This window comes from Actinomadura geliboluensis, from assembly GCF_043197915.1.
Classification (GTDB): Bacteria; Actinomycetota; Actinomycetes; order Streptosporangiales; family Streptosporangiaceae; genus Spirillospora; species Spirillospora geliboluensis.
Genome location: NZ_JBICUA010000004.1, coordinates 467,172 through 482,471, shown reverse-complemented (window position 1 = coordinate 482,471; position 15,300 = coordinate 467,172). Strand labels below are relative to the sequence as shown.

General features: G+C 73.8%; 13 protein-coding genes. 10 read left to right on the top strand and 3 right to left on the bottom strand.

Going from position 1 to position 15,300, the window contains the following annotated elements:
- Positions 1-78: 78 nt before the first annotated feature.
- From ACGFI1_RS16605 to ACGFI1_RS16595, 3 genes are all read left to right on the top strand, one after another.
- A complete protein-coding gene (locus ACGFI1_RS16605; RefSeq protein WP_392786068.1) occupies positions 79-660 on the top strand; it encodes a dienelactone hydrolase family protein in 582 nt (193 codons plus the stop codon).
- 118 nt (positions 661-778) lie between these two features.
- Positions 779-2,191, top strand: coding sequence for a sensor histidine kinase (locus ACGFI1_RS16600; protein WP_392786066.1), 1,413 nt, complete (start codon positions 779-781; stop codon positions 2,189-2,191).
- Positions 2,188-2,751 carry a hypothetical protein gene (locus ACGFI1_RS16595; protein WP_392786064.1) on the top strand — a complete coding sequence of 188 codons (564 nt, stop codon included), beginning with the start codon at positions 2,188-2,190 and terminating at the stop codon, positions 2,749-2,751. Before ACGFI1_RS16600 ends, ACGFI1_RS16595 begins: the two co-directional genes overlap by 4 nt.
- On the opposite strand, the gene ACGFI1_RS16590 is transcribed toward ACGFI1_RS16595, so the two are convergent.
- Complete coding sequence (locus ACGFI1_RS16590; protein WP_392786062.1) at positions 2,748-3,680, bottom strand: NAD-dependent epimerase/dehydratase family protein; 933 nt, start codon at positions 3,678-3,680, stop codon at positions 2,748-2,750. The two genes, ACGFI1_RS16595 and ACGFI1_RS16590, sit on opposite strands and share 4 nt — an antisense overlap.
- Before the next feature lie 170 nt (positions 3,681-3,850).
- Complete coding sequence (locus ACGFI1_RS16585; RefSeq protein ID WP_392786060.1) at positions 3,851-5,014, bottom strand: cytochrome P450; 1,164 nt, start codon at positions 5,012-5,014, stop codon at positions 3,851-3,853.
- 220 nt (positions 5,015-5,234) lie between these two features.
- On the opposite strand from ACGFI1_RS16585, the gene ACGFI1_RS16580 reads away from it, so the two are divergent.
- The 6 genes from ACGFI1_RS16580 to ACGFI1_RS16555 all read left to right on the top strand — a co-directional run bounded on the left by ACGFI1_RS16580 (position 5,235) and on the right by ACGFI1_RS16555 (position 11,323).
- Positions 5,235-5,846: a TetR/AcrR family transcriptional regulator gene (locus ACGFI1_RS16580; protein WP_138636644.1), complete on the top strand. Its 612-nt coding sequence runs from the start codon at positions 5,235-5,237 to the stop codon at positions 5,844-5,846.
- A gap of 67 nt (positions 5,847-5,913) precedes the next feature.
- A complete protein-coding gene (locus ACGFI1_RS16575; RefSeq protein ID WP_392786058.1) occupies positions 5,914-6,543 on the top strand; it encodes a LysE family translocator in 630 nt (209 codons plus the stop codon).
- 113 nt (positions 6,544-6,656) lie between these two features.
- Positions 6,657-7,877 (top strand): PucR family transcriptional regulator, encoded by a 1,221-nt coding sequence (locus ACGFI1_RS16570; protein WP_386873804.1) that lies wholly within the window; start codon positions 6,657-6,659, stop codon positions 7,875-7,877.
- Positions 7,878-7,909: 32 nt separating this feature from the next.
- Entirely contained in the window at positions 7,910-8,518 is a 609-nt protein-coding gene (locus tag ACGFI1_RS16565) for a TetR/AcrR family transcriptional regulator (protein ID WP_301175461.1), read from the top strand.
- Positions 8,515-9,909, top strand: coding sequence for an MFS transporter (locus ACGFI1_RS16560; RefSeq protein WP_392786055.1), 1,395 nt, complete (start codon positions 8,515-8,517; stop codon positions 9,907-9,909). The genes ACGFI1_RS16565 and ACGFI1_RS16560 overlap by 4 nt, the downstream gene beginning before the upstream one ends.
- Complete coding sequence (locus tag ACGFI1_RS16555; RefSeq protein ID WP_138642048.1) at positions 9,899-11,323, top strand: pyridoxal phosphate-dependent decarboxylase family protein; 1,425 nt, start codon at positions 9,899-9,901, stop codon at positions 11,321-11,323. The genes ACGFI1_RS16560 and ACGFI1_RS16555 overlap by 11 nt, the downstream gene beginning before the upstream one ends.
- Here ACGFI1_RS16555 and ACGFI1_RS16550 read toward each other — a convergent pair.
- On the bottom strand, positions 11,320-12,681 hold the full coding sequence (locus tag ACGFI1_RS16550; protein WP_392786053.1) for a D-alanyl-D-alanine carboxypeptidase family protein: 1,362 nt from the start codon (positions 12,679-12,681) through the stop codon (positions 11,320-11,322). The two genes, ACGFI1_RS16555 and ACGFI1_RS16550, sit on opposite strands and share 4 nt — an antisense overlap.
- A 2,035-nt stretch (positions 12,682-14,716) precedes the next feature.
- Between ACGFI1_RS16550 and ACGFI1_RS16545 the strand changes: the two genes are divergently transcribed.
- Positions 14,717-15,298, top strand: coding sequence for an RNA polymerase sigma factor (locus ACGFI1_RS16545; protein WP_301175464.1), 582 nt, complete (start codon positions 14,717-14,719; stop codon positions 15,296-15,298).
- The last annotated feature ends 2 nt before the right edge of the window (positions 15,299-15,300 follow it).

Below are 15,300 nucleotides of genomic sequence, written 5' to 3'. Positions count from 1 at the left end.
CGGCCGCCGTTCGAGCCGAACCGAGGAAAGGCCGCTCCGCCGTAGTGACGACGCGCCGTCAATGGCATGATGCGGCGGATGGCCGAGGTTTTGTTGTTCCATCACGCGCACGGGCTGACGGACGGTGTCGAGGCGTTCGCCGACGTTCTCCGGAAGGCCGGGCACACCGTCCACGTCCCCGACCTCTACGAGGGGCGGGTCTTCGAGGGCCTCGCGGACGGCATGGCGTACGCGCAGGACGCCGGGTTCTTCGACACGTTCGCCGACCGCGCGAACGCCATCGCCGACGGCCTTCCCGGTGAACTCGTCCACGCGGGCTTCTCGCTCGGCGTCCTGCCGGCGCAACTGCTGGCGCAGACGCGTCCGGGGGCCAAGGGCGCGCTGCTGTTCCATTCGTGCGTGCCGGTCTCCGAGTTCGGCGGTTCGTGGCCGGCGGGCGTCCCGGTGCAGGTCCACGCGATGGAGGCCGACGAGATCTTCGTCGAGGACGGCGACCTGGACGCCGCCCGCGCGCTCGTGGAGGCGGCCGACGACGCCGAACTCTTCCTCTATTCCGGCGCGGAGCACATTTTCGCCGACAACGGCCTCCCGTCCTATGACGCGCCTTCCGCCGCCCTGCTCACCGAACGCGTCCTGGCCTTCCTCGACCGAGTGAAATAGCCGCCTGAGCCGTCGCCCCCGGATGTCCGGATTTCGAGACATTGCCGCTGCACGATCATGGTCCGCTGCATACTGCCCAGGTGCTGAGTGATCTCTACCAGGCGGGCGGTCCGCCGGCATGACGAGCCTGCGGATGCGGACGGTGGCCGCGTTCGCCGCCGTCGCGCTGCTGGCCTCGGTCCTGGCGTCCGGCGTCGGGTACGTGCTGATGCGCGACGCGATGCTCGAACGCACCGAGAACGCCGTGACGACGCAGGTCCGGCAGACCGTCGCGCAGTTGGTGCCGATGCAGATACCAGTAGGCGCGGACCGGGCGCTGGCGACGAACCTTCAGTCGGCGCTGCGCAGTGCCGACGGTCGCCAGCGCGCCTGCGTGGTGTCGCCCCCGCCGAACCAGCCGGCGACCTCGCCCCCGCAGGGCTGCCTGCACGTGCCGGTGCCGGCGTCGTTCGCCGCGCGCGCCGAACGGGCCATGGTCGTCCGGCGCGTGCGGCATGCGGGAGCGCTGTACCTCCTGGTCGGGACGTCGGTGGCCGAATACCGCAAGTCCGACGCGGGGCGCGCCGCACCGCCGCTCGTCCTGGTCAGCGTCAGCCTGGACCGGGAGGCCGCCGACCTGCGGTCGTTCACCCGGGCGATGGTCACGGCGGACGCCGCCGCGCTGCTGTTCGGGCTGGGCCTCGCGCTGGCGGCCGCGCACGGGCTGCTGCGCCCGCTGCGACGCCTCGGCGCGGGGGCGCGGGCGCTCGCCGCGGGCGAGCTGGCGACGCGGGTACAGGTCCGGGGGCGGGACGAGCTGGCCGATCTGGCCCGCACGTTCAACCACGCGGCGGTCGCCCTGGAGACCACGGTGACCGAGCTTCGCGCCGTCGAAGCGGCGGCGCGCCGGTTCGTGGCGGACGTCTCGCACGAACTGCGCACCCCCCTCACCACGATGACCGCGCTCACCGACGTGCTGGAGACCGACCCGGACCCGACGGCGGCGCGGCTGGTGGTGGCCGAGACGCGGCGGCTCGGCACGCTGGTGGAGCACCTGATCGAGATCAGCCGGTTCGACGCGGGCGCCGCCGCGCTCGCACCGGACGACGTGGTCGTGGCCGACGCCGTGGCGGCCACCCTCGATGCGCGCGGCTGGTCCGGCCGGGTCGAGGTCGCGGTCCCCGGCGACCTGGTCGTGCGGGTGGACCCGCGCCGGTTCGACGTCATCGTGGCGAACCTCGTCGGCAACGCCTTCCGGCACGGGCGGCCGCCGGTGCGCCTGGAGGCCCGCCGAGCGCGGCGCGACGGCGTGGCCGGGTTCCGGATGTCGGTCGCGGACGCGGGGCCGGGCATCCCCGGCGAGCTGCTGCCGCTGATCTTCGACCGGTTCGTCAAGGCCGAAGCGGCTCGCTCGCGGAGCGAGGGCAGCGGGCTGGGCCTGGCGATCGCTCAGGAGAACGCACTGCTCCACGGCGGGACGCTGGAGGCGTCCGCCGGACCTGATGGGGGCGCGGTGTTCACCCTCTGGCTGCCCATGGAAGGAAGGCCATGAGCGGAAGGACCGCGCTCACGCTGCTCAACCTCACACTCCTCGCGGCGCTGGCCATGCTGTGCGGCTGCGGCGTCCAGCCGACCGGCACCACGAGGGTCGGACCGCTCCCCACCGCGCAGGGCCCGGTCGTCAACAACACCATCTACGTCATCGGGGACGGGAAGCTCGTGCCGGTGGCCCGGCCCGGCTTGCCGGGAGCGCCGCTGATGCCGCTCTGGCAGCTCGGCCACGGCGTCACCGACGGCGAACGCAAGGCGGGACTCAGCAGCACACTGCCCGGTATCGGGATGGTCGCGGACCTGTCCGACCCGGCCCTGCGCGGGACCGATGCGCGCGAGGTCCGGCCGGACACCGGCGGAACAGGCGGGTCCGGCACCGTCACGGTGGCGCTGCAGACGACGATCCGGCCCCGGGATTGGCCACGCCTATGGCAGGCGCAGATCGCCTGCACCGCCCAGGCGATCCCCGGCATCGAACAGGCGGAGCTGAACATCTTCGACGGCCGCCCGGGCCGCGTCGTCCGGTGCGCCGATTTCCGCGACCTGCTTGCGGAGTCCTAGGCGAGTTCTTCCTTGAAGCCCTGGCGCCAGGACGGGTAGCGCAGTTCCCAGCCGAGTTCCCGCTTGGCCTTGGCGTTGGAGAAGCCGCGGCCCTCGGTCATCACCATGACCGCCACGTCGCCCGCGAGCGGACGGGCCAGCCAGGCGGGGACGCGCATCGGCCGCTTCGCCCCCGCGCATTCGGCGAGGTGGGGGAGCCATTCGGCGGCCGGGGCCGGTTCGTCGTCCACGATGGCGAACACGCCGCGGGCCTGCTGCTCGACGGCGAGCACGGTCGCGCTCGCCGCGTCGTCCAGATGCAGCCAGGAGCAGTGCCCGCGCCCGCCGCCGACGACCGGGAACTGCCGCTTGCGGACCGGCTCGACCAGGTCGTCCATGGCCCCCGGCCCGTAGAACCAGCCGTAGCGCAGGACGGCGCCGCCGACCTTGCCGACCGCCTCCTCGACGTGGCGGATCGCCGCCATGCCCGGCTCCGCGGGCGTCCCGGTCATCGGGTCCAGCGGGTCGTCCTCGGTCTTCACCCAGCCGCCTTCGTGGACGCCGTTCCAGGCGCCGTAGCTCTGCGCGACGACATGGGAGACGCCGGCCGCCTCGGCGGCGGCCAGCAGGTTGTCCGTGCCCGCGGTGCGGAGCCGGTTCGTCCCGGCGAACCACCGGTCCATGTGCTTCATATCGGCCTTGCCGGCGTGCGCCACGGAGATCGCGGTCATCTGGTGGACGATCACGTCCGGCCGCGCGCCGGCCACCGCCGCGTTGACGGATCCGGCGTCGAGGCCGTCCATCACGACGCCCTCGGCCCCCATCTCCGCCAGCAGGTCCAGCTTGGCGGCGCTCGTCGCCGTGGCCGTCACCTGGTGGCCGCGCTCCAGCAGCCGCGGCACCAGCCGCCGGCCCAGGACCCCCGTTCCACCTGCCACGAACACGCGCATGACCATCACTCTCCTCATCGGGTTCCGGTTCCACGAAGAGTGACGAGATGCCCGGTCCGTTTGTGACAGAACCTCCGGCGCCGCGTCACCGCCGCGGCACGGGCTCAGCGCGATCGTCTTCTCCTGGGGGGTCCGCGACCGCTTCACCCGCCGCCGCTGACCCGCCGGGGTCAGCGCGGGGTGAGGGTGATGGGGAATTCGGTGACGCCGCGGACGAAGGCGTTCCGGAGGATCCGGGGGCCCTCGTCGTCGGCCCATTCGGCGGTGGCGACGCGGGCGACGAACTCCTCGAAGAAGATCTGCAGTTCGAGCCGGGCCAGGGACGCGCCGAGGCAGAAATGGGGGCCGAGGCCGAAGGCGATGTGGTCGCCGGGGCGGCGCGCCACGTCGAAGACGTCCGGGTCGTCGAAGACGGCCTCGTCGCGGTTCGCGGAGCCGTACATGAGCAGGATCTGCTCGCCCGCCGGGATCGTCACGCCGGCGATCTCGGCGTCGGTCGCGGCGACCCGGCACATGTTGAGGATCGGGGTCGTCCAGCGGACGAACTCCTCGACGGCGTTCGGGATGAGGGCCGGGTCGTCCCGCAGCCGCCGCCACTGGTCCGGGTGCCGGATCAGCGCGTCCAGCGCGGTCGCGATGACGGTGCGGGTCGTCTCGGCGCCGCCGACCAGCAGGAGCAGCGCCTCGTGCGCGAGGTGCTCGTCGTCGTAGGCGGGCTGGTCGGGGCCCGCGTTCGACCAGATCGACAGCAGGTCGTCGGTGGGGCGGGCGCGGCGGTCCTTGGCCATGTCGAGGACGGCGAGGGCGTACTCCCCGGCGGCGATCGTCGCGTCGTCGGTGATGTAGCGCTGCCCGCCGCCCGCGTAGACGGCCGTCGCCGACCAGTGGACGAGCTGCGGCCACGCGTCCTCGGGGAAGCCGAGGAGCCAGCCGATGACGCGGGCGGGCAGGGGAGCGGCCAGTGCCGGGACGGCGTCCACGGTGCCCGCGTCCAGCGCCGCGGTGATGCAGTCGACGGCGGTGGCGCGGATCCGCTCCTCGTAGCGGGCGACGCCGCGCGGCGTGAAGCGCTGGTAGACCATGCGGCGGCGGTGCGCGTGCTCCGGATCGTCCTGCCCGATCATGGACGGGTCGGACGGCAGCTGCGGGCGGTACCCGCCGGAGTTCGTCCAGACGCGGGGGTTGCGCTCGACGGCGAACACGTCGGCGTGCCGGGACACGCCCCAGAGGCCGTTCTCCGCGTCGTGGTAGACCGGGGACTCGGCGCGCAGGCGCGCGTAGACGGACCAGGGGTCGGTGGCGTACATCTCGCCGTCGAGAAGGTCGATGTCCATGGCTCACTCCTCGGAAAACGCTGCGGACAGGGGGCTCGTGGGGAGTGCGGCATGCGCCCGGCAGCCGGAAAGACGCGAGTCGAGACTAACGTCTCACCCAAGCAAGTGCTAGGTCTATGGTGACCCGGCGGACGCAGGCGGTAAGGGAACGAAGGACCTTGGTGCACGCGTTCAGGACCAATGTGCGGAACAATGGGGGCGGCCACAGCGAGGAGGCGTTTTGAGCGGCGACGTTCGGTTCACCGTGACGCGGACGCTGAGCAAGGACCAGCAGGCACGGCGCGAGCGGCTGATCGACTCGGCGAGGGAGTTGGCGCTCGAGGGCGGCTACCCCGCCGTCACCATGCACGACGTGGCGGACCGGGCCGGGGTCGCCCGCGCCACCGTCTACCGCTATTTCGCCACCAAGGACCACCTGCTCACCGAGGTCGCCGCGGCCTGGGCGCACCATGTCACCGACGACATCGACGCGCTCGCGGTCGGCGACACCCAGCTGGAGCGGCTCACCGCGCTGCTGGAGCGCATCGTCTACGTCGCGGCGCAGGAGCCGACCCTCACGTCCGCCATCATCCAGGCGGTGACCTCGGACGACTCCAGCGTCGACGACGCCCGCACCATCCTGTTCCAGTACCTGCGCGACCGGCTGTCGGCGGCGATCGGCGACCCGGTGCCCGAGCGGGAGGACGTCGAGCTCGTCCTCGGGCACATCCTGCTCGCCGGGCTGATCAGCCTCGCGTCGCTGCGGCAGCCCGTCGAGGACGTCGCCACCATGGTCCGGACGGCCGGGCGCCTGGTGCTGGCCGGCGCGCTCTCCGCCGCCGCGCCCAGCTGATTGGTCCACGTTCTCTCGGGCTGATTGGCCCTGGATGCAGGACCACCGCGGCTCCTAACGTGCTGCCGTGACGAATCTGCCGCTGTTCATGCTGGCCGCGCTGGCGCTGGTCGCCGTCCCCGGCCCGAACCACCTCTACATCACCGCGCGCAGCATCGGCGAGGGCCGCCGCGCCGGGGTCGCGTCCGCGCTCGGCGTCGAGACTGGCACGCTCGTCCACATCGCCGCCGCCGCGGCCGGGCTGTCCGCCGTCGTCGCCGCCTCCGCGACCGCGTTCGGGTTCCTGCGCTACGCGGGCGCCGCCTACCTGCTCTACCTCGCCTACCGGACGTTCCGCGGCGGCGACGACCCGGCCGAGGCGCGGCTCCGGCCGCGCCCGATCCGCCGCGTCTACCTGGACGGCGCGCTGGTGAACGTCCTGAACCCGAAGGTCGTGCTGTTCTTCCTGGCGTTCCTACCCCAGTTCGTCGACCGGGACGCGGGCGCCGTGCCGCTGCAGATCGCCGTGATGGGGCTGGTCCTCGTGCTGATCGGCCTCGTCGCCGACCTCGGGTACGCGGTCGCCGCCGGGTCGATCGGCGGCTGGCTGCGGACCCGTCCCGCGTTCCGGCGGCGGCAGCGGTACGCCACCGGCCTGATCTACCTCGGGCTCGGCGCCGGCGCGGTCTTCGCCGGGCCGGCCGCACGCCGCGCCTGAGCAGTCAGGGCCCGGTTGTCAATCCGCTGACAAGCGCGGCCCCGCAATGCGTAGCCGGTCGTGCAGCCACTCCGGCCCGCCGTCGGTAGCTTCCGAGTCGGGAGGTGCGAACGGTGACCACGACGCTTGAGGACCGCTCCCCGCTGAAGCCCTGGGCCGGCGTGCCGAGCGAGCTGTCCACCGTCTTCCGGCCCCATCTGGAGGCGCTCGCCGAGGAGATGATCGAGGAGATCCTCGCCGGGATCCCCGAGTACTCCCGCCCGCAGGACGAGGAGTACGCGCGGCTGGTCCGGCTCGCCGTCGAGGGCGCGCTCCGCCAGTTCGTCGACCTGATCATGGACCCGGACAGCTCTTGGGAGCCGGTCGCCGCCGTCTACCGGGAGATCGGCTGGGCCGAGGCCCGCGAGGGCCGCAGCCTGGACATCCTGCAGACCTCGCTGCGGCTCGGCGCCCGCGTCGCCTGGCGGCGGCTCGCCGCCGAGTCCGAGCGGTACAACATCTCCCGCCGCACCCTCGCCAGCATCGCCGAGGCGATCTTCGCGTTCCTGGACGAGATCGCCCGCGCCGCGACCGAGGGCTACACCAAGGCCCGCGCGCAGGAGGCCGGCGAGCTGGAGCACCGCCGCCGCCGGCTGCTGGACCTGCTGCTCGCCGAGCCGCCCGCCGCCGCGCGGGCCGTCGCCGACCTCGCCCGGCTCGCGCAGTGGCGCGTCCCCCGCACCGTCGCCGCGGTCGTCCTGTACGAGCGGGGCCGGCAGCCGTTCTCGCACCCGTCGCTGCCGCCGGACGTGCTCGCCGACGTCGACCGCCGCGAGCCGTGCCTGCTCGTCCCCGACCCGGAGGGCCCCGGCCGGGGCCGGATGCTGGAGGCGGCGCTGCGCGACTGGGTCGCCGCGCTCGGGCCGACCGTCCGCACCGAGGACGCGGCGAAGTCGCTGCGCTGGGCGCGGGACGCGCTGCCGCTCGCGCGCCGCGGCATCCTGCCGTCCGACCGGCTGATCCGCTGCGCCGACCACATGCCGGCGCTGGTGGTGTTCAAGGACGAGGAGCTGGTGCGGGCCGTCGCCGCCTTACGGCTCGCGCCGCTGCGCGAGGTCCGGCCCCGGCACCGGGAGCGGCTCATGCGGACGCTGCTGTCCTGCCTGCAGAACGGGTTCAACGCCACCGAGGTCGCGCACCGCCTGCACGTCCACCCGCAGACCGTCCGGTACCGGCTGCACCAACTGGAGGAGCTTTTCGGCGAGAGACTGTACGACCCGGAGGCGCGGCTGGAGATGGAGATGGTGCTCACCGTGTGGCTCAGCGAGCCGCCCGGCGATCAATCAAACGATTGACCGGGGCCGGGGGCAGCACCTAGCTTGAGGCTATGGCCAGTAGCGAATCGGGTCGAGAACGGATCCTGGAAGCCGCCACCCGGCTGTTCGCGGCGCTCGGCTACGACGGGACGTCCACCCGCATGATCGCCGAGGCGGCCGGGCTCAACGTCGCCACCGTCGCCTACCACGTCGGCGGCAAGCGCGACCTGTACCTCGCCGTGATGGAACGTGCCCACGAGGTCGAACGGACGGCCCTGGAGGGGGCGCTGAGCCGGATCACCCCGGACGCCGAGGGCCTGCTCTCCCTCGTCGACGCCTACGTCGAGTTCTGCATGCAGCGGCCAGAGATCCCCGCGCTGTGGATGCACCGCTGGCTGTCGGACGCCAGCGACGTCGTCCACCTCGAGGAGCAGTACGTCCGGCCGCTGATGCAGATGGTCACCGAGGCCGCCCGCAAGGTCGTCCCCGACGACGTCGACGTCGACTACGTCGTGTGGACGGTCGTCTGGTGCACCCACGGGTTCGGCAACGGCGGCGTCCTGGACACCGACGGCCACCGGCACGGCGTCGACGACCCGCAGGCCGTCGCCCGGTTCCGCCGCCACATGCGCCGCACCGTCGCCCTGGCGATCGGGGCCCCGGACCGGGCCGGCGGATGACCGACCTCCCCCCGGCGGCCGTCCCCCCGGCCGCGCACCCCCCGCACGGCGCCCCCTCGGCAACGCTGTCCCGGCGTCGGCTGCTCGGCTACGGCGTCGGCTCGGTCGGCACCGGCGTGTTCTCCGCCGTCCCCGGGCTGCTGCTCCTGTACTACCTCACCGACGTCCTCGGCGTGTCCGCAGCGATCGCCGGGGCCGTGCTGGTCGTCCCCAAGGCGTGGGACGTGCTGCTCAACCCGATCATCGGCGCCGCGAGCGACCGCGAAGCCGTCCGCACCGGCCGCCGCACCCGGCTGCTGCTGCTCGGCGCCGTCACCCTGCCGCTCCTGTTCGCCGCCATGTTCGCCGTGCCGGGCGACTCCCCGGGCCTCGCCGCCGCCTGGGCCGGGGTCGCGTTCCTGCTGGCCGCGACCGCGTTCGCCTGCTTCCAGGTCCCGTACGTGGCGCTGCCCGCCGAGATCTCCGCCGACCCGTCCGAGCGGGGCCGCGCGATGGCGTGGCGGGTCGTCTGCCTGACGCTCGGCATCCTCGTCGCGGGCGGCCTCGCCCCCGCCCTCACCGACGCCGCCGGCGGCGGGCGCGCCGGATACGCGCTGATGGGCGCCGTCGTCGGCCTCGCCATGGGCGCCGCGATGATCGCGAGCACGCTGGCGAACCGGTGGATCCCGTCCCGGCCCGGGCCGCGCCCCCTCGGGCTGGCCGCCGCGCTGCGCACCGCGCGCGGCAACCGGCCGTTCTTCCTGCTGCTCAGCGCGTCCGTCGCGCAGATCCTCGCCGTCGGGATCATGCTGGCGGGCGCCCCGTACATCGCGACCTACCGGCTGGACGACTACGGGCTGACGTCCGCGATGTTCGTCTGCATGGTCGGGCCCAGCGCGTTCGCGGTGCCGCTGTGGCGGTGGCTGTCCCGCAAGTACGGCGTCGTCGAGTGCTACATCGCGGGCGTGCTGCTGTTCGCCGCGACGGCCGCCGCGATGTACCCGGTCCTCGGCTCCACCGCGGGCGTCCTCGCCTTCGCCTGCCTGGTCGGCGTCTGCTACGCGGCCATGCAACTGCTGTCGCTGGTGCTGCTGCCGGAGACCGTCCACGCCGACACCGGACGCACCGGGCACGCCCAGTCCGGCGCGTTCACCGGCCTCTACACGGCGGCGGAGACCGGCGCGCTCGCCCTCGGGCCCGGCGTCTTCGCGCTGATCCTCGCCGCGACGTCGTTCCGCTCCGCGGACCTCGACACGCCGGTCGTCCAGCCGGACTCGGCCCTCACCGGGCTGAGCGCCGGATTCTCCCTCGTCCCCGCCCTGCTCCTGCTGATCAGCGTTCCGCCCCTGCTCGCGTTCCGGCGGGCGACCGGGCGCCGACCCGTAGAGGAAACACCCGAACATGCCGTCTGAGCACCTCCCCGAGGCGGGCCGCCCCGCCGCCGACCTGCTCGCCGAACTCGCCCGGCTGCGGGACGCGGACCTGCCCGTCCGCGGCGGCAAGGTCACCGCATACGTCTACGACACCGGCCGCGAGCCCGTGCACGACCTCGCCGCCACCGCCTACCAGGAGATGCTGGAGGTCAACTGCCTCGACCCGACGGCGTTCCCCAGCATCGTCGCGCTGGAGCGGCAGGTCGTCGGGTTCGTCGCGGCCAAGCTCGGCGGCGGCTCCGGGATCTTCACCAGCGGCGGCACCGAATCGATCATGCTGGCGGTGAAGGCGGCGCGGGACGCGCACCCGGTCGAGGGACGGCCGCAGATCGTCCTGCCGACGACCGCGCACCCCGCGTTCCACAAGGCCGCGCACTACCTCGGCATGGAGGTCGTGCACGTCCCGGTGGACGCCGAGTACCGGGCCGACCCGGCCGCGACCGCCGCCGCGCTGACGCCCCGCACCGCCCTCGTCGTCGCGTCGGCACCGTCCTACCCGCACGGCACTATGGACCCCGTCCCGGAGATCGCGGCGATCGCCGCGCGGGCCGGCGTCCCCTGCCATGTGGACGCGTGCGTCGGCGGCTGGGTGCTGCCCTGGCTGCGGGACGCGGGCCGCGACGTCCCGCCGTTCGACCTGTCCGTGCCCGGCGTGACGTCCCTCTCCTGCGACCTGCACAAATACGGGTACACGCCGAAGGGCGCCTCGGTCGTCCTGTTCGCGGACGAGTCGCACCGCCGGGCCGCCTACTTCGCGTCCGCCGAATGGCCCGGATACACCGTCATCAACGCGACCGTCCAGAGCAGCAAGAGCGCCGGTCCGCTCGGCGCCGCCTGGGCCACCCTCAACGCGGTCGGCGCGCAGGGCTACCGCGACCTCGCCGAGAACGCCATGAAGTCCGCGGAACGCCTCAGCGCCGGCGTCGCCGGCATCCCGGGGCTGCGCGTCCTCGGCGACCCGGTCGCGCCGCTCGTCGCGGTCGCCTCGACCGACCCCGGCCTGGACGTCTTCGTCATCGCCGACGAGGCCCGCCGGCGCGGCTGGTTCTTCCAGCCGCAGCTCTCCTACCAGGGCATCCCGCCGAACCTGCACTTCACGGTCACCGGCGTCAGCGACGTCGACGCGCTGCTCGGCGCGCTCACCGCCGCCACCGGCGCCGCCCGCGCCGCCGGGCCGCCGGACGTCCCGGCCGAACTGGTCGACGCCCTCGCCGGGCTCGACCTCGACAGCCTCGACGACGCCGGCTTCGCCGGGCTCCTCGCCTCCGTCGGCGTCGACCTCGCGGGCGGCGGCGACCCCGAGATGGCCGTGGTCAACGCCATCCTGGACGCCCTGCCGCCCGAGACCCGCGAGGCCCTGCTGATCCGCTTCCTGTCGGCCCTGTACGCCTAGCCGAGCCTGGTCAGGCGCTTCAGATAGGACGGCTCGTCCAGCGCCCGGCCGAGCCGCAGCGGAACCGTCCCCGCCCCGGCGGTCACCGTGCCGACCTGCTCGCCCGCGGCGCCCCGGTGCGGCGGCTCGCCCTCCACGCCGACCCGCACGGTCAGCCCGGGCCAGCCGACCACCGTGACCGGCGCCGCGGCGCGCAGCGGCGTCGTCCCGCCGAGCCCGTCGTCGACCAGCGCGACCCGCGCGCCCTTCTGCGCCAGCGTCACCGCGGTCAGCGCGCCCTCGGCCGCGGCGACGAGCCGTCCCGCAGCGTTGACCGCGCCCGCCGCGCTCGGCGACCGCTGCCCCATCACCGCGCCGACGATCAGCGTCTCCACGCCCTGGACGGTCTTGCGCGCGACGAACACGAAGTTCCCGCCCGCGGCGTCGGTGTAGCCGGTCTTGCCGCCGACGACGCCGTACTGCCCGAGCAGGAAGTTCCCGCCCTCCCGCGCCAGGCCGGCGCCGTCCGGCACGTACGACCGGTTGTTCACGATCTCCGCGAACTCCGGCAGTCCCATCGCCGCCTTCAGCAGCTTGACCTGGTCCGCGGCCGTGCTCACGGTGCCGGAGTCGTAGCCGCTCGGGTCGGTGTAGCGCGTCGCGGTCATGCCGAGCTCCGCCGCCGCCGCGTTCATCTTCGCCACGAACGCCTGCTCGCTGCCCGAGTCCCAGCGCGCCAGCTCGTGCGCCACGTCGTTCGCCGAGATGATCAGCAGCGCCTCCAGGGCCTTGCGCTGCGTCAGCTTCTGGTACGCGGTGACGCCGAGCAGCGACTCCTCCCGCTTGCGGCGCATCGGGATCTGCGCCGCCGCCTCCGGAGACACCGTCAGCACCGGCCCCGGCTCACCCGGCTTCAGCGGATGGTCGCGCAGGTACACGTACGCCGTCATCACCTTCGCGACGCTCGCCGTCGGCGTCGGCGCGGACCCGCCCGACGCCCCCATCGACCCGAGGCCGTCCACGTACACGGCGGACTGCCCCGCCGAAGGCCACGGCAGCCGCGGCGCCTGCCCCGGGAACGCGTGGCTGGACGCGATGGCCAGCTCGATCGTCGGCTCCGGCACCGGCCGCACGAGCTGCCCGGTGACGCCCCCGGCGACCAGCACGATCGCCGCGACGAGCACGATGAGCCAGCGCCGCCCCCGCCGCTTCTTCTCCGGCTCCTCCGGCGGACTCCCGTCCCACGGCTCGCCCCACTGCCCCGACGACCGCGCCGCCGGATACTCCCCGGACTCCCGCACCGGCAGCCGCTCGGCCCGGGTGACCGAAGCCTCCTGCGCCCACTGCTGCTCGCCCGGCGCACCGGGCCGCTCCCGCACCCCGTGCGCCGACCAGCCGACCTCACTAGGTGCCCCCGCGGCCCACTCCCCGGACCCGCGCGGGTCGTCCCACGACGGCAGAGCCTCGACCCGCGTCGCCTGCGCATCACCCTGAGGCGGCCAGCCCCCGCCTTCCGCCGGGGGAGCCTCGTCCCACCCCTCAGCAGGAGCCGGACGCCCCTGACCATGCCAAGCCTCGACCTGCGGCCCGGGCCGTCCTTCGCCTTCGCTCCACCAGGCCCCGCCAGGCAAGGGCCGACCGGCCGGCGCCTCACCCTGCCCCGGCCGCCCGTGCCCCTGCGGCCGGTGCCGCTCGTGCTGCGCCGGCGCCGGCCCGCCATGGGGAGGCCGCGCCTCAGAGTGGGTCGGACGTCCTTCACCCTGCGGCCGTACCGGTCGCTCTTGCGACGCACGCGGGTCGTTCTGCGGCGGCCGCGCTTCGCCCTGGGGACGTACTGGTCGCTCTTGTGACGCGCGCGGGTCGCTCTGAGGCGGTCGCGCTTCGGCCTGCGAACGGTGCTGTTGCGGCGCGTGCGGCCCAGGCGCACCCGGCCGCCCCGACGGCGGCTCACCGTGGACTGGGCGCGCTTCCGGGTGAGGCGGCCGTCCTTCGCCCTGCGGACGTACTGGCCGTTCTTGTGAGGCGCGCGGGTCGCCATGGGGTGACCAAGCCTCGGTCTGTGGCGGTTGTGCTTGTCCCTGTGGGCGTTGTTGTTCGCGCTGCGGTGCGCGTGCTTCGCCTTGGGATGGCCGCGCTGGTGCTTGTTGGCCTTGCGCTGAGCGCGCTTCCCCCTGGGGTGGCCCCGCTTCGCGCTGAGGATGTACCGCTCGCTCTTGTGATGCGCGCGCGTCAGCTTGCGGAGGCCGCGCTTCGGTCTGTGGCGGCTGTGCTGATGGCGGTTCGCCGTGTGTCGGGCGTGCTTCTGCGCCGGGTGTGCGTGTCTCGTCTCGTGGCCGCGCCGGTCGCTCTTGTGATGCGCGCGCGTCGTCTTGGGGTGGCTGAGCCTCGGCCTGGGGCGGTTGTGCCTGTGCCTGGGGGCGGCGTTGTTCGCGCTGCGGTGCGCGCGTTTCGGCCTGTGGCGGTTGTGCCGATGGCGGTTCGCCGGGGGTGGGCGGTGATTCCGCGCTGGGTGTGCGTGCTTCGCCTTGAGGCCGTGCCGGTCGTTCCTGTGATGCGCGCGCGTCGTCTTCGGTCGGCCGTGTCTCGGCCTGGGGACGGGCAGGCTGCTCTTGTGGCGTGCGCGGGTCGTCTTGGGGTGGCTGCGCTTCGGCCTGGGGCTCTGCGGCGGGTGCTTGTTCTTCGGCTTGGGGGTGTGCCGGTCGCTCTGGTGCCACGCGCCGGTCGACTTGGATCGGCTGCGTCTTGGACTGGCCCGCGTTGTCTTCGGGCGGGCTTGTCTCTTGCTTTGGTGGCTGCGGGGCGGCCTCGGCGGCACGGTCTTCGTCCTGGGACGGGCGTGCCTCGGCTTTGGGAGCGCTTGGTTCGGCCTGCTGCTCCTCTGTAGCCGGCTCCTCGTCCGAGGGGGCTTCAGTGGTGGGCGGGGCGGGCCACGGTTGGGTTTGTGCCTCGTCGGCGCGGGGCTCTTTCGGGGCGGGCGGCTCGTCCTCGTCGGTGGAAGGGGCGTCCTCGGTCGGCTGCGGGGACGGGAACTGGACGTACCAGACGGGCGGCTTGTCCTCGGGGCGGCGGAGCGCGATGTCCGGGCGGGTCAGGTTGACCTTCGCGGGGGCGGGGAACTCGGCCGTGGCGGTGCGGGACGCGTCCTGCTCGTCCTCGGTGCCGGATGCGTCCGGTTCCCGCTCGGCGTCGTTCTCCACGTCCTGGCCCTCCTCGACTCGAACCCCCGGCAGGCAGGCGGAGCCGTCCCCCCGACAACGCCGCGCATAGTGAAGGACGCGCAGTTTACCGGGAAGGTTCGGAGTGGTTCGCGTCCTTGGCGGCCGTGTCCGTGAACCCGGACGGGGCGTCGCGGAGATACATCTCCGACAACGTCCCCGCACGGGAAGGCCCGGTGCGCATGCCATGGTGGTGGCGATGACCGTACCCCCGACGGCTCAGGACAGCGATGCCGCCCTCATCGAGGGTTCGCTCGCCGATCCGGAGGCGTTCGCCGCGCTCTTCGACCGGTACTCCGCGATGCTGTACCGGTACGTCTCGCGCAGGCTGGGGCCCGAGGCCGCGGAGGACGTCGTCGGAGAGACGTTCCTCGTCGCGTTCAGCAAGCGGGAGCGCTACGACCCGGCGCAGCGGGACGCGCGGCCGTGGCTGTTCGGCATCGCGACGAAGCTGGTGGCGCGGCACCACCGGGCGGAGGGCGCGCGCTACCGGGCGCTGCGGCGGAGCCCCGTGGACGGTCCGGTCGAGGGGCCCGCGGAGCGGGTCGCGGCGGGGGTGACGGCGTCGGCGACGCGGCCCGCGCTGGCGGCGGCGCTGTCCGGGCTGCCGCGGCGGGACCTGGACGTCCTGCTGCTGGTGGCGTGGGGCGATCTGGCCTACGAGGAGGTGGCGCGGGCGCTCGGCATCCCGGTCGGGACGGTCCGCTCCCGGCTCAACCGCGCCCGGCGCAAGGTGCGCGCCGCGCTGGGCGACACCGACCCGACGCGTGAGGAGGCGTGAGC

Coding starts and splice junctions, on each gene's coding strand:
- ACGFI1_RS16605 (WP_392786068.1), top strand. CDS start 79: ATGGCCGAGGTTTTGTTGTTCCATCACGCGCACGGGCTGACGGACGGT.
- ACGFI1_RS16600 (WP_392786066.1), top strand. CDS start 779: ATGACGAGCCTGCGGATGCGGACGGTGGCCGCGTTCGCCGCCGTCGCG.
- ACGFI1_RS16595 (WP_392786064.1), top strand. CDS start 2,188: ATGAGCGGAAGGACCGCGCTCACGCTGCTCAACCTCACACTCCTCGCG.
- ACGFI1_RS16590 (WP_392786062.1), bottom strand. CDS start 3,680: ATGCGCGTGTTCGTGGCAGGTGGAACGGGGGTCCTGGGCCGGCGGCTG.
- ACGFI1_RS16585 (WP_392786060.1), bottom strand. CDS start 5,014: ATGGACATCGACCTTCTCGACGGCGAGATGTACGCCACCGACCCCTGG.
- ACGFI1_RS16565 (WP_301175461.1), top strand. CDS start 7,910: ATGGCCAGTAGCGAATCGGGTCGAGAACGGATCCTGGAAGCCGCCACC.
- ACGFI1_RS16560 (WP_392786055.1), top strand. CDS start 8,515: ATGACCGACCTCCCCCCGGCGGCCGTCCCCCCGGCCGCGCACCCCCCG.
- ACGFI1_RS16555 (WP_138642048.1), top strand. CDS start 9,899: ATGCCGTCTGAGCACCTCCCCGAGGCGGGCCGCCCCGCCGCCGACCTG.
- ACGFI1_RS16545 (WP_301175464.1), top strand. CDS start 14,717: ATGACCGTACCCCCGACGGCTCAGGACAGCGATGCCGCCCTCATCGAG.